The sequence below is a fragment of the Microbacterium sp. Bi98 genome (assembly GCF_918698045.1).
Classification (GTDB): Bacteria; Actinomycetota; Actinomycetes; order Actinomycetales; family Microbacteriaceae; genus Microbacterium.
In genome coordinates this window covers 1-21,779 of record NZ_CAKKLK010000008.1, presented here as the reverse complement: position 1 = coordinate 21,779, position 21,779 = coordinate 1, and the positions used below count along the sequence as shown (strand labels likewise).

Below are 21,779 nucleotides of genomic sequence, written 5' to 3'. Positions count from 1 at the left end.
TCCGAAGGAGACGCCGATGACTTCTGCGACAACGCCCGCCGCTTCGACGGCGAGCCCCGAGCTGGGCGAGGCCGAACGCACTCGCCTCGACACCGCGATCGAGGACCTGCACGCCGGCACCCGAACCTGGGCAGCGCTGACACTGGCTCAGCGGGTCACGCTCCTGCGGGCCGTCCGCTCGAGCGTCGCCGCCGCTGCTGAGGACTGGGCGCACACCGCAGCCGCCTCGAAGGGCCTCGACGCCCGGCATCCGCTGCGTGGCGAGGAATGGCTCAGCGGTCCCTACAGCGTTCTCGGCGCCCTCGACGCCTACATCGAGACCCTCGCGCGCCTCGCGCACGGCACCAACCCGCTCGACGGGATCACGATCGACCGCGCCCCGGGTGGACGCACCCGCGTGCATGCCTTCCCTCTCACGGGCCTCGATCGGTTCCTGCTCTCGGGCTACACGGGCGAGGTCTGGCTCGAACCCGGGGTGACCCCGAACGGCGCACGCGCCGCGGCCGGACTGGCCCAGCGCACGCCCTCGGAATCGGGGGGCGTGGGGCTCGTGCTCGGCGCCGGCAACATCACCTCGATCCCCGTGCTCGACGTGCTCTACGAACTGCTCGCGCACAATCGCACGGCGCTGCTCAAGGTCAATCCGACCCAGGATGCGCTGGTGCCCGTCTACAAGCGGGCGCTCGCACCGCTCATCGGCCCAGGACTGCTGCGCATCACCCGTGGCGGGCCCGAGGTCGGCACCTACCTCACCGGGCATTCCGGCCTCGCGCACGTGCACATCACCGGATCGGCCGCGACCTTCGACACGATCGTGTGGGGTACCGGAGCTGCCGCCACCCGGCGACGCCGTGAGGACCGCCCGCTGCTGAAGAAGCCCATCACCGCCGAGCTCGGCGGAGTATCGCCCATCATCATCGTGCCGGGCGAGTGGACCGACGCCGATCTCACGTACCAGGCCGAGCACGTCGCCACCATGCGCCTGCAGAACAGCGGCCACAACTGCATCGCCGGACAGGTCGTCATCATGTCCTCCGACTGGGCGCAGGCCGATGACTTCCGGGCGGCCCTCCGCCGCGCCTATGCGAACGCTCCGGAACGACCGATCTGGTACCCGGGCTCCCCCTCGCGGATGCACCTCGCGACCGACGCGTACCCTGATGCCCTCGTGCTCGGCGACAGGGTGCTGGTCGAGGTCTCCGACGGCGACGACGCCACGGCGCTGCAGAGCACCGAGTACTTCGCCCCGGTGCTGGGCGTCGTCTCGCTCGCCGGAACCGGTCAGGAGTTCCTCGACTCGGCGGTGGCCTATGCGAATGACCGGCTGCAGGGGACCCTCGGGGCGAACCTGCTCATCGAGCCGTCGACCGAGAAGGCCCTCGGCGCCGGATTCGACCGTGCCATCGCCGCCCTGCGCTACGGGTCTATCGCGATCAACGGCTGGACCGCCTTCGGCTTCATCACCCCGACGATGACCTGGGGAGCATTCCCCGGCAGCACGATCGCCGACGTCGGCAGCGGCATCGGAGTGGTCCACAACGCGCTCCTGCTCGACCGCGTCGAGCGCTCGGTGATCCGCGGACCGTTCCGTCCCTTCCCCCGGTCGCTCCCGGTGGCGAATGGCGGCGGACGCCTCAGCATCCTCCCGAAGCCGCCGTGGTTCGTCTCCGCGCGCACGGGGGCGACGGTCAGCGAAGGGCTCACGCGATTCCGCGCCGACGGCGGTCTGATCCGGCTGGTGAAGACGCTGACTGCGGCTCTGCGCGCCTGACGCACTCCCTGCGGCCGCGAGCCGTCAGGCCGAGAAGCGGTCGGTCGCTGCACGCAGCGCTCGCTGGATGCCGGGCTCCGTCGCCGAGTGACCCGCGTCGTCGACCACGACGAACTCCGCCTCCGGCCAGGCCACGTGCAGATCCCACGCCGTCATCATCGGCGTGCACACGTCGTGGCGTCCCTGCACGATGACCGTCGGGATATGGCGGATGCCGTCGACACCGTCGATCAGCTGACCCTCGCTCCACCATCCGCGATTCACGAAGAAGTGATTCTCGATCCGGGCGAAGGCGATAGCCGTGTCCGGGTCTGACATCGCCTCGATCTGCGCGGCGTCCGGGCGAAGGGTCACGGTCGACGCCTCCCACCGTGACCAGGCCACCGCCGCCGGACCATGCACCGCAGGGTCGGCGTCGAACAGACGCCGGTGGTAGGCCTCGATCATGTGCGAGCGCTCGAGCACCGGAATCGGAGCGATGAACTCCTCCCACAGGTCGGGGAACAGCGCGGCGGCCCCGCCCTCGTAGAACCATTCGAGCTCTGCGCGCCGAAGGGTGAAGATGCCTCGCAGGATCAGCTCGCTGACGGCATCCGGATGAGCCTGCGCATAGGCGAGTGCGAGCGCGCTACCCCACGATCCCCCGAACACCTGCCACTGCTCGACGCCGAGGTTCTTGCGCAGCAGCTCGATGTCGGCGATCAGGTGCGCGGTGGTGACGAAGCGGAGGTCGGCGTCCGGCGCACTCGCGTGCGGGGTGCTGCGCCCGCAGCCCCTCTGGTCGAGCAGCACGATGCGGTAGACCTCCGGGTCGAAGAATCGTCGCTGCCAGGGCGAGGTGCCACTGCCCGGTCCGCCGTGGAGGAAGACCACGGGCTTGCCCTCGGGGTTCCCGCTGACCTCCCAGTACATGCGGTGTCCGTCACCGACGAGCAGCTCGCCCGTCTCATGGGGCTCGATGGGCGGGTACAGCGCGTCCAGGTCCATCGCGCCTGCCTACAGCTCTCCGCCGGACACGGTCAGCGGCTGCTCACAGACGTCCAGACCGTTGGTGTATCCCTGGGCGAACCAGGCCTTGCGCTGCACACTCGTGCCGTGCGTGAAGCTCTCGGGATTGACGGTGCCGGACGACTGCTGCTGGATGTTGTCGTCGCCGACGGTGTTCGCGGCGTTCAGGGCGTCCTCGAGCTCCGCCTCGGTCGGCGGCAGGAGGTAAGGAACCCCGTCGGGGTCCTTCTCCTTCGTCATCTGCCCGATCCACGCACCCGCATAGCAGTCGGCCTGCAGCTCGACGCGCACGCCGTTGCTGTCCGGCCCCGTGCCGTTGTTCGGGTACCTGTCCATGACGCCGGTGATGTACTGGATGTGGTGTCCCCACTCGTGCCCGACGATGTACAGCTGGGCGAGGTTGCCGGCGGATGCTCCGAACTGCTGCTCCATCAGATCGAAGAACGTGGGGTCGATGTAGACCGTCTCATCCGGCGGGCAGTAGAAGGGACCGACCGCGTTCGACGCGGTGCCGCAGGCGGTCGAGGTCGCTCCATCGACCACGATCAGCTGCGGCGGCCGATACGGATCGATGTAGTCCTCCCAGTAACCGTCGAGCGCGAGCTGGGATGCGGCGACACGGCAGTCGACGTTCTCGTTGGCATCCTCGCCGGTCTGGCAGTTCTCGATCACACTGCCCCCCTGCGGCTCCGTCCCGCCACCGGTCGTGCCGCCGCCCAGGAGGCCGGTCAGATCGATGCCGAGCAGGGGTCCGGCGATCAGGGCGATGATGCCGAGCAGGCCGACGCCGCCCGCTCCGGCTACGACGGCACCACGGCCACGTCGGCGGGCCGTGTTGCCGGAGACGTCTGCGTCAGGGTTGAAGGTCATGCCACGAGGGTACTCTGCACCACGGGCTCGCACCGTCGTAGGCTCGAGGCATGACGACCACCATCACGCTCACGGGTGCGGGCGGACAGATCGGCTACGCACTGCTCTTCAGGATCGCCGCGGGAGACCTGCTGGGCCCCGACGAGAAGGTACGGCTGCGGCTGCTGGAGATCCCTCAGGGGCTCGGCGCCGCCGAGGGTGCGGCCCTCGAACTGCAGGACGGCGCCTTCGGACTGCTCGAGCACGTCGAGGTCACGGACGACCCGGCCGTCGGCTTCGACGGGTGCGATCTCGCTCTGCTCGTCGGCGCGAGACCGCGCGGGCCGGGCATGGAGCGCGGAGACCTGCTCGCGGCCAACGCCGGCATCTTCGGCCCCCAGGGTGCCGCGATCGCCGCCCATGCCGCGGATGGCGTGCGGGTCACGGTGGTCGGCAACCCGGCGAACACGAACGCGCTGATCGCGTCGGCCTCGGCGGACGGCGTTCCGGCCGAGCGATTCGCGGCGCTCACCCGGCTCGACGAGAATCGCGCCAGAGCCCAGCTGGCACAGACGCTCGCCGTGCCGGTCGACACCGTGCGACGTGTGCCGATCTGGGGCAATCACTCCGCGACGCAGTTCCCCGACGTCTCGCACGCGACCGTCGGCGGCAAGCCCGTCGCGGATGCGCTCGAGGCCATCGTCGGCGATGTGCCCACGTGGCTCGAGCAGACCTTCATCCCCCGGGTCGCGAAGCGAGGTGCCGAGATCATCGAGGTGCGCGGCTCATCGTCCGTCGCCTCCGCCGCGAACGCCACGATCGAGCATGTGCGCGACTGGGTGCGCGGCACCGACGACTGGACCTCGGCCGGCGTGGTCTCGCATGGCGAGTACGGCGTGCCCGCCGGCCTGATCTCGTCGTTCCCCGTGCGGTCGGTCGACGGAGAATGGCAGATCGTCGAGGGGCTCGAGGTCAGCGAGTGGGCCCGCACGCGCATCGACGCCTCGGTGGCCGAGCTCGTCGAGGAACGGGACGCGGTCACAGCCCTCGGGATGCTCTGAAAGGTCACCGCTCCGGCTCCGCGCAGGGCAGAATGGATGCCGGAGGTGCGCGATGAGCGAGACGATCGATCCCATGAAGGCGACGGCATCCGTCGACGAGGCCCTGACGAGCCCGCTGCATCTGCCGCACGCGGCTGCGGAGTGCCCCAAGTGCTTCACCGAACTGCAGCAGAATCGCGACTTCTGGCTCGCACGCCCTGACGGTTCACGTCTGGTCGGGCTCGTGGTCTCCCGCGAGGGCATGCCCTCGGTGGTCGAGCAGCGCGACGATCTCACGCGTTTCGGGGTGCCGATCGAAGGATTCCGGCACCCCGCTCCCGACATCCTCGAGAGCTGGAGCGATCGGCTGTCGCGATTGATCAGCACACTGAAGCCCGGTGACGTCCTGGTCGTGGCGAACATCAACGCTCTCGGCCGCGACTCCGAAGAGGGCGCGCGTACCGCCAAGGAGCTGCGTCGCCACGGCATCATCGTCAAGGTGCTGAGTCACGACGCGCGTCATCTGGCCGACGCCACGCGTTGAGCTCGCGGGTTCACATGTCTCGCGCTCAGAAGTCTCCCGAGCGAAGTCGAGCGAGAGTTCCCGCTCCGATCTCGGCGCGGGCCTCGGGGCGTTTCCCGTAGAAGGAGACGAGTTCCGCGAGGATCACCGGATCACTCGCGAGATCGCGCGTCGCCCACGAGGATGGACGCGTCGTCGTCGTCCGGACGACCACGCGATCGCCCTCCAACGATGCAGCCGAGATCTCATCCCAGGCCGCATTCACGCGGTTGCGTGGAATCCGCAGCTCGATCCCGTCACGACGCAGGGTGAGGCGATGGCCGTCGAGAGGACGGAACCACGAGCGCACGCCGACGGTGAGCAGGATCAGCCCGATCACCGGCACGCCCAGCAGAGTCAGTATCGTCATCCGTTCGGCAGGAACGGTGAAGATGCTCCACGCCCATCCGGCGAGGAGCAGCGCTCCGGCTGCGACGAACGCGCGCAGCGGCCAGACGACCTCCGCCGCACCGCCGAACACGACCGTCGATCCGTCGACCGCAACCCGTACGACCCTCACCCGTTCGATCCGGAGATGAGCGGTCAACAGCCACGCCGCGACGCCGACCGCCAGCACGACCCCCGATCCGAGGAGCTTCATGGCCGGGGCGGGGTCAGCCAGCAGTGTGACCGCATAGAAGACGACTGCTGCCGTGAGCACGACGCCGAGCACCACCAGCCCCGTCGTCGACCCCTTCTGGCCCTGCCATCCGGCATGGCCGGGAACCCAGACGGTCTCCGCGGTCTTCTCCTGCCCCATCACCCGAACAGACCCTTCCACGCCTTCCCGACGCCGTCACCGACGTCGCCGACGAAATCGGTGGTGTTCTCCCACGCGTCCTCGGCGAAGTCCGTGGTCGCGTCCCATGCGTTCTCCATCCCTGCATCGATGGACTCCCGCACGTCCTGCGGCACCCAGCTCTCGTACGCCCAGACAGCGCCGGCGCCCACTGCCACCGCAGCCCCGCCGACGACGACCGCAGTGCCCCAGACCGGCAGGGTGATCACGCCCGCCGCGGCGAGAGCCGCGACGCCGGCGGTGGCAGCGATGCCGCCGACGACACCGCCGCCGATCTCCACAGCAGTGGAGGAGGGGTCGTCACCTGTGGACATGTCGGAACCCAGGTTCCAGATGTCGATGCCCCAGCCCACGACCGGCAGCGCCTTGCCCGCTCGGGAGAGTCGCCGAGCGAGGTCTTCCGCCTCGTCCGCCGCCCAGCGCATTCCGCCGGGGTTGGCCGCCTCCGCAGCCGCCTTCACAGCCGGGTTCCCGGACCGCAGCTCACGCACGAAGTCGGAGGCCCCGAGGCGGAGATCCTCCGCATGGGAGACAAGGTCGCTCGCCGTCGTCTTCCACGCGAGCGCCTGCCCTTCGAGGTAGATCTTCGGAGCCTCACCGCCCGCCTCGTGGAGCCCGGCGAGGATCTTCTGTGCGGTGGACTGCGTCGGGAGCCCATCGAGGAAGCCGTCGAGATTCTCGCTGATCCAGACTTCGAGCTCGCCCCACCACGAACCGACGTCCTCGGCGATCTTGTTGTACAGGTCGATGCGGTCGAGGTGCTGCTGCCACTCATCCCAGTACGGATCGTCGCGCGTCGCAGGACACACGGGAATCAGGGAGACCGGCCGACCGATCACCATTCCGTTCACGGGGAGCCCCTCGCCGCGGGCCTTCTCCCGATGCGCGGCGAAGTCCTCCTTCATCCGCTCCAGCTGGCCGGCGTACGAGCGCAGCTTCTCCGCCGCGTCGCGCGCCAACCCTGCGATCTCGTCCGCCGCGTCCGTGGTCCGCGACAGGATGGTGACGTAGTCGTCAGCCGATTCGCCGTACCAGTGCGATCGCACGCCCGTGGGGATGAAGCTCGTCGTGCGGGACGAACCGTCGGCCGCGTCTTTCAGACCGGGATCGAGCCACTCCGCAGCCGCCCGCACCTGCGCGGCGTCACCATGGGTGGTCGTGTCGATCGTCATCAGAGGTCCTCGACGATCGTCGCGACCGGGGTGAGCTGATCGATCACGTCCTGCTCGTTCGTCGCGGAATCCTGTGCGATGGCACGGACGATCTCTCCGAGCGTGCCGTTGATCCGGTACAGCGCGTCGACGCCGTCACCGACCCGCATCATGATCGCCGCCACCGCATCGGAAGCGAGGCCACCGTCGACGGCGGTCGGAATGGCGGCGAGCTTGCCTTCGATCGCCTCCACGGCCTCCTCGTGCATGCTCGCGTGGACGGCCATGACCTCCGGGTCCATCGCGATGCGAGTCATGCGATCGCCCCGTCCCGTCGATACGACGCGGGCACATCGAGATCGAAGATCACGACGTCGTACGGCTGCGCGCGCTTGATCTCCGCGAGGTCCTCGGTGCGCACCAGGATCCACGGCTGCCGTTCGCCCGCAAGCGTCAGCAGCCGGTCGAGCGCCGTGTATGCGAGGAGAGCGAGCCGCCCGTCCTTCAACTCCCTGATCTCGACGAGCTGCGCCTCCGGAGTCGACGTCACGCTCAACGGCAGATACAGCACGGGCGGCACCATCGGCTGAGACGGCGTTAGGGGTTCGAAGGTCATGACGGCCTCTCTCTCGGTCCTACTGGTAGCTCGGCGGCACCCACAGCAGCTGGGCGGCGACCAGCCCGCGGTCTCGGCTGACGATCTGGGCACGCCCCGGAATGGCCGGGATCGCCTTGACCTTGCCGATCAGCTGACCCTCCTCGGGGTTTCCCGAGAGCAGGATGCCGGTGGCACCCAGGTCGGTCATCCGCTGGATGATCGGATCGTAGGCCGCGCGGCTGGCTCCGCCGGTGCGACGCGTGAGGATCACGTGGAGCCCGAGGTCGGCGGCCTGCGCGAGCAGAGGTGCGAGCACAGCGACCGGATTGCCCTGCGACGTCGCCACGAGGTCGTAGTCGTCGATCAGCACGAAACCTTCGGCGCCCTTCCACCACGACCGGGAGCGCAGCTGGTCGGGCGTGACATCGGCGCCGGGGATGCGGCTCTGGAAGAACTGCGCGAGCTCGCTCATCCCGCCCTCGGTCATCTCGTGCGACGTGAGGTAGGCGCCGAGATACTCCTGCGGTATCTCGCCCAGCAGCGCTCGGCGGTAGTCGACGACGAAGATCTTCGCCTCCGTCGGGCCGTAGAGACGCGTGATCTCATGCACGACACCACGGAGCATCGACGACTTGCCCGAGTCGGCGTCGCCGTAGAGGTAGAGCAGAGGCTCTTCGAGCGGATCGATCGAGAACGGGGCCAGGTTGGCCTCGTCGATTCCCAGCAGGATCTCGCGGGGTTCCGAGCCGTCGGTCGAAGCGGCGGCGGCGACCGCTCGCAGATCGGCGTGGCTGATGCGCGACGGCAGCAGACGAAGCTTCGGACCCGCGGGGCCGTGCCACGCTGATGCCACCCGGGTGACCAGGTCGTCGATGCCGTCGGCCAGCGAGGAGGCGTCATCGACACCGTCGATGCGCGGCAGTGCGGTCAGCATCTGCAGGCCGTTCTCGTTGAGTCCGCGGCCCGGGATCGACGTGACGTTCTCGGCGGCCTTGCGGTTGACCTCGGAGTCGGTCGGATCGCCGAGGCGCAGCTCGATGCGGGTGCCGATGAGGTCCTTGATGTTGGCTCGGACCTCCATCCAGCGCGACGCCGTGATGACGATGTGCACACCGTAGGTGAGACCGCGCGCGGCGATCGCCTGGATCTGCGGTTCGAGCATCTCGAACTCGGCACGCAGGGTTCCCCAGCCGTCGACCAGGAGGAAGATGTCGCCGTAGCCGTCGTCGGCGAGTCCCTGGGCGCGGCGCTGGCGGTAGGTGTCGATCGAGTCGATGCCGTTCTGACGGAAGTACACCTCGCGGGCGTTGAGCAGGCCCGTGACCTCGGCCACCGTGCGACGCACGATGTCGGGTTCCGAACGCGTGGCCACCCCGCTGATGTGCGTGAACCGCTGCAGGCCGGTGAAGCTGCCGCCGCCGAAGTCGATGACGAAGAACTGCACCTCCTGCGGAGTGTGCGTGAGCGCCAGCGCGACCAACGTGGTGCGGGCGAGGGTGCTCTTGCCGCTGAGCGGAGCGCCCACGATCGCCATGTGACCGGCCGCCCCTCCGAGCGAGATCGCGAGGTTCTCGCGTCGCTGTTCGAGCGGCACGTCGACGATTCCCAGCGGCACGGTGAGTGCGCCGGCGCCCCGCCAGCGCGGGGAGATGAGACCGAGGGCGGGGTCTTCGACGAGGTCGCCGAAAAGCTGGTCGAGCGTCGCGGGCGTCTCGAGCGGCGGGAGCCACACCTGATGGGCGGCCGGTCCTCGGCCACTCATCGTCTCGACGGCGATCTCGAACGTGTTGCGCTTCTCTTCGGGCTCGGCGTCGACGACGACCTCAGGCTCGTCGACGGGCGTCTCGGCCCGCCACACGGGTGCTGCGGTGAAGAGCTCGACCGCTGTCGACCCGGTGCTCTGCGCAGAGCCCGATGTCGCGCGGCGCCGACGGCGGGGCGGGGGCCCGGACACATAGGCGGCGCGGAACTGCGTCATCGTCTCGGTGTCGGACTTCAGGATTCCGGCACCGGGCTGAGTGGGCAGGTGGTACGCGTCAGGAACTCCGAGCACGGTGCGCGACTCGGCGGCTGAGAACGTGCGGAGACCGATCCGGTACGACAGGTGCGTGTCGAGACCGCGCAGCTTGCCCTCCTCCAGGCGCTGCGAGGAGAGCAGCAGGTGCACTTGGAGCGAACGTCCGAGGCGACCGATGTTGACGAACGTGTCGACGAACTCCGGCTTCGCCGACAGCAGCTCCGAGAACTCGTCGGCGACGATGAGCAGAGCGGGAAGCGGAGCGAGGTCCGTGCGTCCGCCACGGCGGGCCTTCTCGTAGTCTGCGACGTTGGCGAAGGGCCCCGTCGCCCGCAGCAGCTCCTGACGGCGGACCATCTCGCCCTGCAGCGCATCCTGCATACGGTCGACGAGCGAGATCTCCTCGCCGAGGTTCGTGATGATCGCCGAGACGTGGGGCATGTCCGCCATACCGGCGAAGGTGGCACCACCCTTGAAGTCGACCAGCACGAAGTTGAGCTGCTCGGGAGAATGCGTCATCGCCAGCGCGAGCACGAGCGTGCGGAGGACCTCGGACTTGCCCGAACCCGTCGCACCGATGATGAGGCCGTGCGGGCCCATGCCCTGCTGGGCCGATTCCTTGATGTCGAGGATCAGAGGGCTGCCGTCTTCGGTCTGCCCGATGGGCACCCGGAGACGGTCGCGCTCGAGACGCGGGGCCCACGCGGCATCGAGATCGAGATCGCGGACGTCGGGAAGGCCGAGCAGCTCGACGAGCTCCGCCTGATCGGTCGCGCTCTTCTTCTTCGCGATGGTCGTGCCACCCGCGTAGAGGGCGATGAGTCGACGCGCTGTCGCCTCGGCCTCGACGATGCTGATCGAGTCTGCTTCGAACGGACGCGCGGGAACCTGCAGGCTGACCAGCTCGGCTCGGCGACCCTTGTCCCCCGGCTCGAACGCGATGCGCAGGGCGTTCGGATCGTCGAGATCGCCCCACCGTGAGGGGAGGTCGATCACGGTCACACCCTGCACGCCGTCGCCGCTGACGAGCGCGTCGTTGAAGGAGGTGCTGACCCCATCGGTCAGGATGACGATGTGCGGCACCTTGGCACCGGATCCGTCACGCGCGAAACGCGACCGCTCCCTGACCTCGGCCGGAAGCATCTCCTCGAGCTCCGACAGCTGAGAGCCGATCATGCGCGCAGCGCCGAGCCCGTCCCTGACCGTGCGCGAGTGCGTGTGCGGCATCCACTTCGCCCACTCCCACTGCGGGAGCACCGCCGCGTCCGCCGCGATGACGACCTGCACCGTGTCGGGATCGTGCATCGTCGCGAGGTGCAGCAGGATGGCGCGCGCGAGGCCGCGGGACTCGGTCTCGTCTCCCGTGATCTCGACACGGGCGTAGTCGCGCAGCGTGATGCCGAGCGAGAGGTTCTTCTGGATCTCGTGCGTCAGCATGAAGCGGTGCGCGGCAGAGGCGGCGACCGGGTCGAGCTGGGCGAGCGGCGGCAGCTCCGGTGCCTCGAGCGAGATGCACAGCGGCTGGTCGCTCGTGCCGACACGCACCGTGAGGAAGTCGGGGTCGTTCATCCCGCGTTCCCATACCCTGGTGCGCTCTTCGGCGATGTACGGCAGCGCCGACGGTGCGGGGAGGTGCCAGTTCGCTGCACGGCGCTGCTGGCGAGCCGCGACCCGCACGGTCTGACGCAGCTCGGTCAGGTAGGCGAGATACTCACGGCGCGAGCCGAGCGTCGCGGCCTGCCGCTGGGATCGCTGACGCCATCCGTTCACCGCCACGAAGCCGAGCGACGACAGCAGGAACATCCCGCCGGTGAGCAGTCCGGTCACCGACTGGTTCGACATCGTGACCATGACGATCGCGCCCACGCTGCCCAGCATCGGCAGGAGGGATCCGAGGATTCCCATACCGCCGTCATTGGGCTGCAGCTCGGGCGGCGCCTGGACGGGGAGCTTTCCGGAGGGGACTCGGGGCGGCGCGAGACGGGGTCCTGTCATGCTCTCTCTCCGGCGCTGCTGTCGGTGGCCAGCAGGAGGCTGATGGTGAAGCTCCGATTGCCGATGCGCACCCGGTCGGCATCGTCGAGCAGAACGCGCTCGCCGGCGACGAGCTCGGTCGTCTGCCCGTCGTCGGATCGGATGTCGGACCCGTTGGTGGAGCCGAAATCGGTCACCCAGGTTCTGCCGCGCGAGTGCTCGAGCCGGAGGTGCGTCTTCGACACCGAGGAGTCGGGGTCGGTCACGGTCACCAGCCGATCGTCGTGCACACTCGCCACCGGCGCGCGACCGATGTTCGCCGCCAGAGGGAGCCCCAGCTGCACGCGCTGGCCGGTGTCGAAGATCAGGAGCAACGCCCCGGACTCGGATGCCGGAGTCGGAGCATCGGAATGCTGCGCAGCCGCCGGGGCGACCGTGAAGAGCGGCTTGTCGTCACCCTGGGCCGCGGGGGCGGGCTTCTCGGTGCGGTGCGAGGCCGCGCGGGCGTCGGTGGGCTCGGAGTCCTCGTCGACGACGGACGGATGGGCACCGAGAGGCACGACCTGCGGAGGAGCGAGCGGAGTGGCGACCTCGGCGACCGTCGCCTCCTGCGGCGCATCGGCGGGCGCCCGAGGCGGGACGGCGACGACGACCGTGCCGGCCACGCGATCGGCCCACGATTGACGACGTCCGCCACGGTCCCATGCGCTCGAGGCGACGACGACCCAGCTGCCGACCGCGACGAGGAAGCCGGCGCCGGTGATGATCCCCCGCACGAACTGGCGCCCCACGCCGGGCGAGTACGGCCGGTCGCCGCGAGACGCGCGCAGACGCAGCACGGCGTTGCCGAGGGTGAGTCCTGTGCGCGCTTCGAGCACGCACAGGAAGATCGCGAGCTCGGCGACCGTGAGGCCGGCCAGCAGCATGCTGCGAGTGGTGATGAGGACGATGGACGCGGCGAGGATGACGGCGGCGCTGTCGAGCGTGAAGGCGGCGATCCGCGCCCCGGTCCCCGCGGGCGAGCCGACGAAAGCCGGACCGAGCCCGTCTTCGGGTCGTCTCGTCCTGGCGCGTGTCGAGACGATCGGAGTGGGGCTGGGAGGCGCGGATGCGGACCGGAGGGGCGCGCCGTCGACACCGGGTGCCGCGGCGATCAGTGCCGGTGGCAGCGCCGGGACCTCCCCGAGCTGGCCGGGTCCGGGCTGGACGGGTGGGATCGCTCCACCGCCCGGCCAGGACTGTGGTTCACCGTTCCCGCTCATCCGGCCATCATTCCACGAACGAGGGACAGCACATTCGCGTAGAGCAGCGCCGCGGGAAGGGCGAGGGCGACGGCGAGCCATTCGAAGGCGTCACCGAAGCGCGACCAGATGAGTGAGCTCGCGCCGCGGGAGACGGGGATGATCACGGCGACCGCCGCGAGGCCCACCGCGAACAGCACGGCGGCGCCGAGCACCTGGAAGCCGGAGCCCAGCGCTGCGGCCGCCTGCAGCCCGGCGACCACGGACACCACCGCCGCCGCCGCACGCGGGAGCCAGCGGAGGATGCGCGACGTCGTGTGCCGAGGGGTGAGGAGGAGTGCGAGCGCGACGCAGACGAGGAGTGCGATGCCACCCGAGATCACGAAGGGGTCGTCCGGCCACGGGCGCAGGAAGGCGAGAGGAGCCATGAGCGCGGCGACGACGCTGAGCACTGCTGTTCCGGCGATGAGCCGGGCCGAGGAGTCATCGACGACGGCGATGATGCGCTCGGGCCGCAGCAGCCCGACCGACTCCGGGATCGCCCCTCGGACCGTCCACCGGCTGGTCATGAAGTGCTTGTAGTCGATGAAGTACCCCTCCGGGAGGTTCACCAGGCTGCTGGGCAGTGCGCGCAGCCCGAGCGGCACGAGTCCGAGAGAGATGGCTGCGGCCTCGGCGGGGCCCCATCGCAGCAGCAGCGAGAGCCCCCAGACCGCCGCGAGACCCACGAGGAGCACCGTCGCCGTTCCGGCGGCCGCGCGCATCGGACGGGCTCGGGCAGAGACGGCGATGACCGAAGTGGTGATGCCCGCGGCGAGGAACCCGGATGCGGCAGAGAGGTGCGCACTCGCGTCGAGCTGAGCCGGGATCAGGAGCGCTCCGGCCGAGAACGACAGGAGGACAGGCGCGAGGACGCCGAGGATGCCGCGCACCCCCGCTGCGGAGTCCCGGCGCGACCATGCGACGGCACCGCTCACGGCGCCGACCACGAGGAGGAGACCGATCAGGAGCCTGAGCAGCGGATCTCCGGCCCCCTGGGCGAAGACCGCGACGAGCAGCAGTCCGCTGACGCCGAGCATCCACCATCGGGCGCCGTGGTCCGCGCGCGAAGGCCGCTCCGGCGCGCCCGTGGCTCGCGCCTGCGGCGCGAGTGCCGTGCGGTCGATCAGCGCGTAGAGGCCTCCGTCGATGAGGTCCTCGCATTCGGTGTCGCCGGGGATCTCGAATCCGCCGGGACCGATCGTCGCGAAGCGATCGGCCGTCGACAGTCCGCTGAGGACGAGCGCGTCATCGAGGGTCTCGTCGAAGGGAAGCGAGAGGTCGAAACGACGGTCCTCGCTCTGAAGAACGATCCGACGCCGTTCTACCGTTTCGACTGACATACCTGAACCCTATCGACCGTGTGCGGCTGCTCGCTCCGCGGCGTGACCGACCACCGACCATGCACGCGTGCGGGTCGTGGACGGCATCCGCCGTCCACGCCCGCCGCGGTGATCCTGATCAGTCCGCGTGCTCGTCGCGGGAGCCCGCCTGGGCGCCCTTGGCACGCGGACCGCGCTCCTCGTCGTCTTCGAGCTTGGGAGCGATCGGACCACCGAGACCGGAGCGCTTGGCCTTCTCCTCCTCGTCGGCGCCTCCCGCGCCGCCCATCATTCCCATACCCGGACGCATGCCGGAGCCTGCTGCGCCGGACGAGCCCGCCGCACCGCCTGCTCCGCCGACACCGCCGACACCGCCAGCGCCACCGACGCCGCCAGCGCCACCGACACCTGAGCCGAATCCACCCGCGCCGCGCGCACCCACTCCGCCGACGGCGGACTTGCCCAGCAGGCCGCCACTGCCTCTCTGGCCGGCGCCGGACGAGCCTCCGAGTGCGGATCCGCCGAGGGTGCCCATGCTGCCGATACCGGCGATCTTGGATCCCGCAGCGATGGCCGCGGCTCCTGCGCCGCCGCCCACGATGCCGCCGATGCCGCTGCCCCCACCGATGACTCCGCCGGGGAGCGTCGAACCGGGGTGCAACGGATACCCGCCTCCGGTTCCTGAACCGCCGCCGCCGGTGCCTCCCGGCAGCACGCCGCCGCCGGGGAAGTCGACCGTCGGGTCATCGCCGCCGGTATCACCGGGGCCTCCCGGTCCGTCGGGGTCGTACTCCCAGTCTCCGGGACCATCGGGAATCGTCGGATAGGTGGGGTCAGGCAGGTACTCGGGGACGGTCGGGTCCGTCGGCGTCGGCGGGACATACTCGCCGACCCCGCCTCCACCGCCACCGGTCTGGTATCCACCGCCACCGGGCGTGTACCCGGACGGGCCGCCGCCGATCCCCGGGGATCCGATCCTCGGGGCGTCGATCTGCGTGCCCGGGATCGGCTCGTCAGAACCGGACGGGGCCTTCGACGACCGGTAGTCGACCTCGTTCATCGCGCGGGCCGCCTGAGCCAGCTTGTTCGTCGGCTCCGTCAGCGACGCCTCGACCTTCTGAACGACCTCGCGCGCGGCATCCTCCCGCTGGTTGCCGAGGAAGTCGCCGATGGCGTCCAGAGCCTTGTCCGCCGCGAGCGGACCGAGGACCGGGTGCACCACCAAGGACGCGCCCTTGGCAGCGTTCGCCCAGAAGGGGTCGATCGATGCCGACGGGAGTTCGGCGGCCGCGATCTCGCGTCGAGCCGAGTTGCCTTCGACGACCGCGGAGTCCACGGCCTCGACGAGTCTGAGAATGGCCGACACCTTCGATCGGATCTCGTCGATGTCAGCGGTCGCCCCCTTGGCGGACTCGCCCTCCCAGAACTCGGAGAGGCGCACGGCCGAGAGCGCTCGCTCCAGTGAGGTGAACGCATTCGTCACGGCGGAGAGCCGCGGGATGATCGAGTCGTCGAGCTGCCGGATGCGGTTCAGTTCCGCCTCGTACCCGCCCGGGCCCATCTGCTTACCGGCCATGGTTTCCCCCTTGTTCGGTGGTGTCTCGTCGTGAGGAGCGTGTCAGTACGATCGCGAGGATGATCCCGCCGATCACCAGCAGCAGGAGGACGATCCCTCCGCCGATGAGCCAGGGCGTGATCGGCGATGCCTGCTGATCGGGTTGCTCGGCGACCGGCGCGTCCGTCGGGACGGGTGTCTGCGCGCCGCCTCCGAGCGCCGCCTTCGCCTCGTTCACGTCGCCGAGAGACGGCTGCGCGTACGTGTCCTCGGTGTCGAAGAGCGGGTTCACGTCAGGATATTTCGACGGGTCGACCGCGAGCATCCCCGTGAGGGAGGCCGCTCCATACCCGGTGCTGTCGTTCCACTCCGGCTCGTGCTCGCCCTTGGTGCCCGTGTTGTGGATCAGGCTCTGGATCAGCTGCCCTGCTGTCGCATCCGGGTACTTCTGCTTGACCATCGCGAGGAAGCCCGCGACGATCGGCGTCGAGAACGACGTTCCCGACCCGATCTGCTGGGCGTCCCAGGAATCCGGGGTCCCCTGCAGGAGGAGCCCGACCCCGGGTGCGGCGACGACGACGTCCTCCGCCAGGTTCGGCTTGCCGTTCGTTCCGGTCTGGATCTTGCCGTCCTCACCGAAGGCCTGCACCGCGACGACTCCGTTGAGCCCCGCGGGCCACAGGCTGATCCCGTCCTCGTTCGACATGCCGGCGACGACGACCGCGTCGGAGGCATAGGCGTCGGCGAGACCTTGCCGCATGTTGATGCTGCTTCCGGAGGAGATCGAGATGATGTCGGCGCCATCTGCCGCGGCGTCCGAGATCGCGCGGTCGAGAGCGAAACGACCGTCGTCGCCCAGCTCCTCGCCGTTCTCCTGGAGGCACTCCGCATCGCCGCCGTCTTCGCCGATGACGCCGTCGAGGACGCCGGTGCTGTAGAAGACCACCTCTGCCCCCGGCGCCACACCCTTGACCGGGGCGCCCCCGGCCGGAGCCTCGCCGGTTCCGGCGATCATCGAGACCACCTGGGTGCCGTGAGAGGACTTGCCGTACTCGGCAGAGACCGCCGGATACGGCTGGCCGGTCGCGTCGAAGCAGTACGAGGAGTCATCGACGGTGACGTTCGCCCCGCGGAGCCCGACCACGTCGGGGTTGATCTGACTGTCGATCACGGCGATCTTGATTCCCGCCCCGTCGAAGCCCGCATCGTGCGCCTCTTGGACCTTGCCGCGATCGAACCACCACAGACCCGACGCGGCGGCCGCTGTCGCGCTCGAGGGCACGGCGATCGCGGCGGCCAGCGCCATAGCGCCGACCGCCGCGATCACTCCGCGGCGAGTGCGTCTCATCAGTAGTCGGCCTCTTCGGGCTCATCGGCACCCGTAGACGTCGGTGCAGATGCCTGGACTCCGGCTGAGCCCCCACCCGTCGCGCCGGTCCCAGCGCCTGTCGATGTCGCGGTGTCGCCGTCGCCCTGGGCAACGGCCGAGTCCAGCAGCGACACGATCAGCTTCGTCTCGTCGGCGAGCGACGCGTCCTGCTCGGCGATCTGCATCACGGCGGCGCGAATCACGTCGTGGGTGTCCTGGATCTTGGCGATGGTCCGCGCCGTGGCGTCTCCCATCGACTGCGCGGCATCGGCCACGGCCCGCCGGAAGTCGACGGTGGCCTTCGACGACCCTCCCTCGGAGACCGCCACCTCAGACGGGCTGGGGAACTCCTGCAGCTCACGCAGGATCCGCTTCAGCTCAGCGAACACTCCATCGAAGTCGATTGCGATGCTCATCGACGACCCTCCCCTTCACAACGGCAGATGATTCCGAAACATCTGCTGCGCCCTCCGACTCGATCGCCGAACAGCACAGTAGACGGCGCGGGCCCGGCGCATCGCTGCGTCGGGCCCGCGCCACGGATCAGGCCCCGAAACGCCCAGCGGCCGACTTGTCGGTCTGGACGTACTGGCCCGAGATCTCCTCGGTCTTGCCCGCGATCTGCGTGAGAAGCTGCTGCATCTCGCTCAGCGAACGGTTCCACTTGGCCTGAGCCTGGTCATACGCCTGCTGCGCGGAACCATCCCACGCCGCACGGAGCTTGCTGACCTCGGACTCGAGACGGTCCAGCTCGGAACGAATACCCTGCGACCCGCTGCGGATCTGCGCTGCCAGAGCGTTGACCTGCTCCGGGCGAACTGACATCGACTGCATCATGTTCTCCTTGAAATCTCTGTGGTCTACGCTCAGGCGCCCATCATCGAGCCGAGGCCCGAGATGGTCTGCTGGTGAGCTTCTTCGGTCGCAGCCTGGTCACGCTCGGTGCCCGCAAGAGCATCCTCGAGCGTCACGAGGACCTCGTTCAGCTGACGCGCCTGCTCGTCCCAGCGCGACATCAGCGTCGTGAACGACACAGCAGCCGCACCGGTCCAGAAACCACGCAGCTGCTCGATCTCACCGCGGACCTTCTTGGTCTGCTGGTCGATCCCGGACTTGGTCTCCCGCACCGCCTGGGCTCCGCGACGCAGAGCCCCTTCTTCTGCGGAGATGACATCAGCCATAACTCACTCCCTCCGGTCCACATGGGACACACGTGCGGGGGAGCGCATCCCAGTCTTGGGACGACAACGAAACAACCCCCCACGAATCTGTTTCACGACACAGGCTAGAACACATCGGAACGAATCGCCAGATTTCATGATGCATCCGAGCGGAGATCCTGCAGTCGATGGAGAAAATCGAAGATGCTCAGTTCCGCGCCCTGTCACGGGCACACGATCAGCGCACTGGTTCCCCCGCGCTTCGAGTATCGCGTAGAGGCTCGAGAGGTCCTGCCTCCGATCACCAGAACGCACAGCATCCTCTGGGAGATCGTGCAGTCGATGGAGAAACGTCGCATCCTGCGACTGTGCGTTGTCGCACGCCTCAACTAGGGTGAAAGGCGGAATGCGCAGCCACGGGTCTCCTCCCGCCCGGCTGCACACCATGGAGGGGGCATCGTTCCATGACTCAGAGCAGCGCAACGGCAGGCACCGTGCTGCGGCTTTCCGTCGTCAGCGACGACCGTCGGCTCGACGTCGGCGTGCCGTCGCAGGTCCCGCTGGTCGAGATCATCCCCGGGTTCGCCCGGAGTCTCGGCGTGCTCGACCCGACCCTCACCCACGGCGGCTACTCGTTGCAGCGAGCCGATGGCACACCCCTGGACCCGGCACGCGGCGCGGCGGCGCAGGGGGTGCACGACGGAGAGCTGCTCACTCTCGTCCGCGGCGGCCTCATGCAGGAGCCGCGCGTCTACGACGACGTCGTCGAAGCGGTGATCGATGCGACGGCAGAGCAGCACGGCTCCTGGACGCCCGCGGACAGCTCGCGCACGGCGCTCTTCGTCAGCCTCACCTTCCTCGCCCTCTGCGCACTGCTGCTCGTCGCCACACCGCCGACGTCCCTCCTGCCCGCGATCATCGCGGGCTCGGGAGCCATCGTCCTCAGCGTCGCGGCCGCCGTGCTCATGCGTCTCCGTCAGCCGGAAGCCGGACACGCCCTGGGACTCACCGCCGCGGCCTACGGAGGGCTCGCGGGTTTCCTCGCCGTTCCCGTGCAGAGCATCTGGGGCTGGCCGCTCGCGGCCATGGGACTGGGTCTCGTCATCGTCGGCGGCCTCGGCCTCGCCGTCACCCAGGAGAAGCCCGAGATCCATCTCGTGCCGATCGCGCTCGGCGCTTCGATCGGCATCACCGCGACGACCGCCGCGATCTTCGGCGATGCGCTCGCTCCCTACGCGATCATGCTCGCCACGACCGCACTGCTCGCGAACGGCATCCCGTGGCTCGCTCTCAGCTCGACGCGCATCAGAGTCATCTCCCCTCAGAGCGACGCCGACATGTTCGCCGCACCCGAGCCCATCGATGCCGACGAGGTCAAGCGCCGCGCCGCCGCGGGGACACGCACTCTCATCGCACTGCGCGCTGCGCTGGGCCTCGCGGCGGTGATCGCGACCCCTCTGGTCGCCGGGAGCGGCGTCTTCGGCGCTCTGCTCTGCGTGCTCGCGTTCGTGGGCATGATGTTCCAGTCGCGTCAGATCCACGCGCGCCTCGGCGTGCTCGTCCTCATGGCCATCGGCGCGATCGGGCTCGCCGTCACCGGTGTGACGGTGGCACTCGCTCTGCCCGACGTCCGCACCTGGATGCTTCTCATCCTGGTCGTGGCCACCGTGATCCTGGTCGGTCTCACGCTGCTCACGCCGAAAGCGCGTCTGCGGCTCACGAGGCTGGGCGACACGGTCGAGGTCATCGCACTCGCTCTGCTGCTGCCGCTCGGCGTCACGACGGCCGGACTCATCTGACCCATGGCGACCAAGAAGGATCTGATCGAGGCCCAGGGCTTCAGCAGGCGCCGCCTGCTCTCGGCGTTCACCGGCGGAGCCCCCGGGGGCAAAGAGCTCGACCCCGCGAAGCCCCTGCGCGCGGTCGTCGCCGGAGTCGCACTCACGGTCGGCGTGATCCTCGTCGGGGTGTTCTGGGGAATCATGCAGCCCGGGCTCCCCGGCGACTGGCAGAACAACCGCCTGATCGTCGCCACCGACACCGGTGCCCGCTACGTCTCCGTCGAGGGCACGCTGTACCCGGTGATCAACACGGCCAGCGCGCGGCTTCTGATCCCCGCCGGAGAGTTCAAGGTGGTGCGCACGGATCAGGCGGCGCTCGACGGGATCCCGGTCGGCCCCTCGATCGGCATCCTCGGTGCGCCCGATGATCTGCCCGCGCCCGCGGCGCTGATCAACTCCTCCTGGACAGCGTGCATCGACGACACGGCCGGCGCCGCCGTGTCACTGTCGAGCGCGCCGATCGCCGAGGTGTCGACGGGAACCGGTGCCGTCGTCCAGCGCGGCGACGAGCTGTTCGTGATCGCAGACGGCAAACGCCACGCAGTGCCCGCCGACGATGCCAACGCCGTGCTCCGCGCCGTCGGACTCGGCACCAGCGACGTCCTCGAGGTCGACGGACGATGGCTCAACCTCTTCGAGTCCGGTGACGAGCTCGAGCCGATCCGCATCAACGGCATCGGCGCATCGGTGCCCGGAACGGATCTGAGAGCCGGCACGATCGTGCACACCCAGGGCAGCCCTGCCGACGAGCGCTACGTGGCGCTCGGCACCGGCGAGCTCGCCAGGCTCAGTCCCCTCGCATATCAGCTCTACCTCCTCGGCAGCGGCCAGGAGGTCGGTGCTCAGCAGGAGGTCTCCCCCGCCGAGGTCGCCGACGTGGAGACCCGCCCGTACATCGGGGGCGAGGACTGGCCGACGCTGCCGTTGACCACGCTCGCCGCCGGCGAGACGCCCTGCGCGATGCTCACCGATGACGCGCACACGGTGCTCGCGGCGACGACCACCGAGTTGCCCGAGCAGCGCTCCGGCGTCGATGTGAAGGTCGGTGGCGGCGCCCTCGTCGAGGTCACGGGTGGGTCCGAGGACGCGGCGGGTCTGGCCGTGCTCATCGACGAATCCGGCACCGCGTTCGCGATCCCCGGTGCTGCAGCAGCGCAGAACGCCGAGGAGTCCGCAAGCGGCCCCATCGCTCAGCTCGGGTACTCCCCCGATGACGTCGGACAGGTGTCGGACGCGTGGATCGAGTTCTTCGCCGCCGGCCCCGCGCTGACCTCCGATGCTGCGAGAGAGTCGCCCGGCTCGGGGACCGACTGATGCGCGGCCGCACAGCCGCTCTCACGGCCGTCGTCCTCGGCGCCACGCTGCTGGGCGTACCGGCATCCGCTCTGGCATCGCCCGCCGTCCCGACGTCGATCGCATCGATGGCGACGTCCGGCGATGCCTGCACACCCGGCAACGTGGTGTTCACGCCCGAGGTCCCACC

The 21,779-nt window shown here is 69.4% G+C and carries 19 protein-coding genes; 5 read left to right on the top strand and 14 right to left on the bottom strand.

From position 1 onward, the window contains the following. Nucleotides 1-16: 16 nt before the first annotated feature. Complete coding sequence (locus LQZ85_RS12675) at nt 17-1,771, top strand: aldehyde dehydrogenase family protein (protein ID WP_230100961.1); 1,755 nt, start codon at nt 17-19, stop codon at nt 1,769-1,771. Between the two features lie 24 nt (nt 1,772-1,795). Here LQZ85_RS12675 and pip read toward each other — a convergent pair whose 3' ends face one another. Beyond that, nucleotides 1,796-2,758: a prolyl aminopeptidase gene (gene pip / locus LQZ85_RS12670; protein WP_171821979.1), complete on the bottom strand. Its 963-nt coding sequence runs from the start codon at nt 2,756-2,758 to the stop codon at nt 1,796-1,798. 9 nt (nt 2,759-2,767) lie between these two features. Further along, nucleotides 2,768-3,649 (bottom strand): neutral zinc metallopeptidase, encoded by an 882-nt coding sequence (locus tag LQZ85_RS12665; RefSeq protein ID WP_056276671.1) that lies wholly within the window; start codon nt 3,647-3,649, stop codon nt 2,768-2,770. 50 nt (nt 3,650-3,699) lie between these two features. Here LQZ85_RS12665 and LQZ85_RS12660 point away from each other — a divergent pair, with 50 nt between their 5' ends. Further along, nucleotides 3,700-4,689: a malate dehydrogenase gene (locus LQZ85_RS12660; protein ID WP_187248878.1), complete on the top strand. Its 990-nt coding sequence runs from the start codon at nt 3,700-3,702 to the stop codon at nt 4,687-4,689. Nucleotides 4,690-4,741: 52 nt separating this feature from the next. Beyond that, the gene (locus LQZ85_RS12655) at nt 4,742-5,212 is read left to right on the top strand and encodes a recombinase family protein (protein WP_056276664.1); all 471 of its coding nucleotides are present in this window, start codon (nt 4,742-4,744) and stop codon (nt 5,210-5,212) included. A 25-nt stretch (nt 5,213-5,237) separates the two neighbouring features. Here LQZ85_RS12655 and LQZ85_RS12650 read toward each other — a convergent pair whose 3' ends face one another. The 12 genes from LQZ85_RS12650 to LQZ85_RS12595 all read right to left on the bottom strand — a co-directional run bounded on the left by LQZ85_RS12650 (nt 5,238) and on the right by LQZ85_RS12595 (nt 18,476). Beyond that, entirely contained in the window at nt 5,238-5,990 is a 753-nt protein-coding gene (locus LQZ85_RS12650) for a hypothetical protein (RefSeq protein ID WP_230100960.1), read from the bottom strand. After that, complete coding sequence (locus tag LQZ85_RS12645; RefSeq protein WP_053098680.1) at nt 5,990-7,201, bottom strand: hypothetical protein; 1,212 nt, start codon at nt 7,199-7,201, stop codon at nt 5,990-5,992. The genes LQZ85_RS12650 and LQZ85_RS12645 overlap by 1 nt, the downstream gene beginning before the upstream one ends. Next, the gene (locus LQZ85_RS12640; RefSeq protein WP_053098679.1) at nt 7,201-7,497 is read right to left on the bottom strand and encodes a hypothetical protein; all 297 of its coding nucleotides are present in this window, start codon (nt 7,495-7,497) and stop codon (nt 7,201-7,203) included. The genes LQZ85_RS12645 and LQZ85_RS12640 overlap by 1 nt, the downstream gene beginning before the upstream one ends. Then, on the bottom strand, nt 7,494-7,796 hold the full coding sequence (locus LQZ85_RS12635; RefSeq protein WP_053098678.1) for an SAV_915 family protein: 303 nt from the start codon (nt 7,794-7,796) through the stop codon (nt 7,494-7,496). Before LQZ85_RS12635 ends, LQZ85_RS12640 begins: the two co-directional genes overlap by 4 nt. Before the next feature lie 19 nt (nt 7,797-7,815). Further along, nucleotides 7,816-11,790: a type VII secretion protein EccCa gene (gene eccCa, locus LQZ85_RS12630; protein WP_230100959.1), complete on the bottom strand. Its 3,975-nt coding sequence runs from the start codon at nt 11,788-11,790 to the stop codon at nt 7,816-7,818. Next, nucleotides 11,787-13,031, bottom strand: a complete 1,245-nt coding sequence (locus tag LQZ85_RS12625; RefSeq protein ID WP_053098676.1) for an FHA domain-containing protein — start codon at nt 13,029-13,031, stop codon at nt 11,787-11,789. The genes eccCa and LQZ85_RS12625 overlap by 4 nt, the downstream gene beginning before the upstream one ends. Next, nucleotides 13,028-14,392: a hypothetical protein gene (locus LQZ85_RS12620; RefSeq protein ID WP_053098675.1), complete on the bottom strand. Its 1,365-nt coding sequence runs from the start codon at nt 14,390-14,392 to the stop codon at nt 13,028-13,030. The genes LQZ85_RS12625 and LQZ85_RS12620 overlap by 4 nt, the downstream gene beginning before the upstream one ends. Nucleotides 14,393-14,510: 118 nt before the next feature. After that, nucleotides 14,511-15,947: a hypothetical protein gene (locus LQZ85_RS17895; RefSeq protein WP_053098674.1), complete on the bottom strand. Its 1,437-nt coding sequence runs from the start codon at nt 15,945-15,947 to the stop codon at nt 14,511-14,513. Continuing rightward, nucleotides 15,937-17,274, bottom strand: a complete 1,338-nt coding sequence (locus tag LQZ85_RS12610) for a S8 family serine peptidase (RefSeq protein WP_082586491.1) — start codon at nt 17,272-17,274, stop codon at nt 15,937-15,939. The genes LQZ85_RS17895 and LQZ85_RS12610 overlap by 11 nt, the downstream gene beginning before the upstream one ends. After that, nucleotides 17,274-17,711, bottom strand: coding sequence for a hypothetical protein (locus tag LQZ85_RS12605; protein WP_053098672.1), 438 nt, complete (start codon nt 17,709-17,711; stop codon nt 17,274-17,276). The genes LQZ85_RS12610 and LQZ85_RS12605 overlap by 1 nt, the downstream gene beginning before the upstream one ends. 127 nt (nt 17,712-17,838) lie before the next feature. Then, nucleotides 17,839-18,120, bottom strand: coding sequence for a WXG100 family type VII secretion target (locus LQZ85_RS12600; RefSeq protein ID WP_082298072.1), 282 nt, complete (start codon nt 18,118-18,120; stop codon nt 17,839-17,841). Nucleotides 18,121-18,161: 41 nt separating this feature from the next. Next, entirely contained in the window at nt 18,162-18,476 is a 315-nt protein-coding gene (locus tag LQZ85_RS12595; protein WP_053098670.1) for a WXG100 family type VII secretion target, read from the bottom strand. 443 nt (nt 18,477-18,919) lie between these two features. Between LQZ85_RS12595 and eccD the strand changes: the two genes are divergently transcribed. Both eccD and eccB read left to right on the top strand, forming a co-directional pair. Next, nucleotides 18,920-20,254, top strand: a complete 1,335-nt coding sequence (eccD, locus tag LQZ85_RS12590) for a type VII secretion integral membrane protein EccD (RefSeq protein ID WP_230100958.1) — start codon at nt 18,920-18,922, stop codon at nt 20,252-20,254. Between the two features lie 3 nt (nt 20,255-20,257). Beyond that, nucleotides 20,258-21,610: a type VII secretion protein EccB gene (gene eccB, locus LQZ85_RS12585; RefSeq protein WP_056276640.1), complete on the top strand. Its 1,353-nt coding sequence runs from the start codon at nt 20,258-20,260 to the stop codon at nt 21,608-21,610. Nucleotides 21,611-21,779 lie beyond the last annotated feature (169 nt).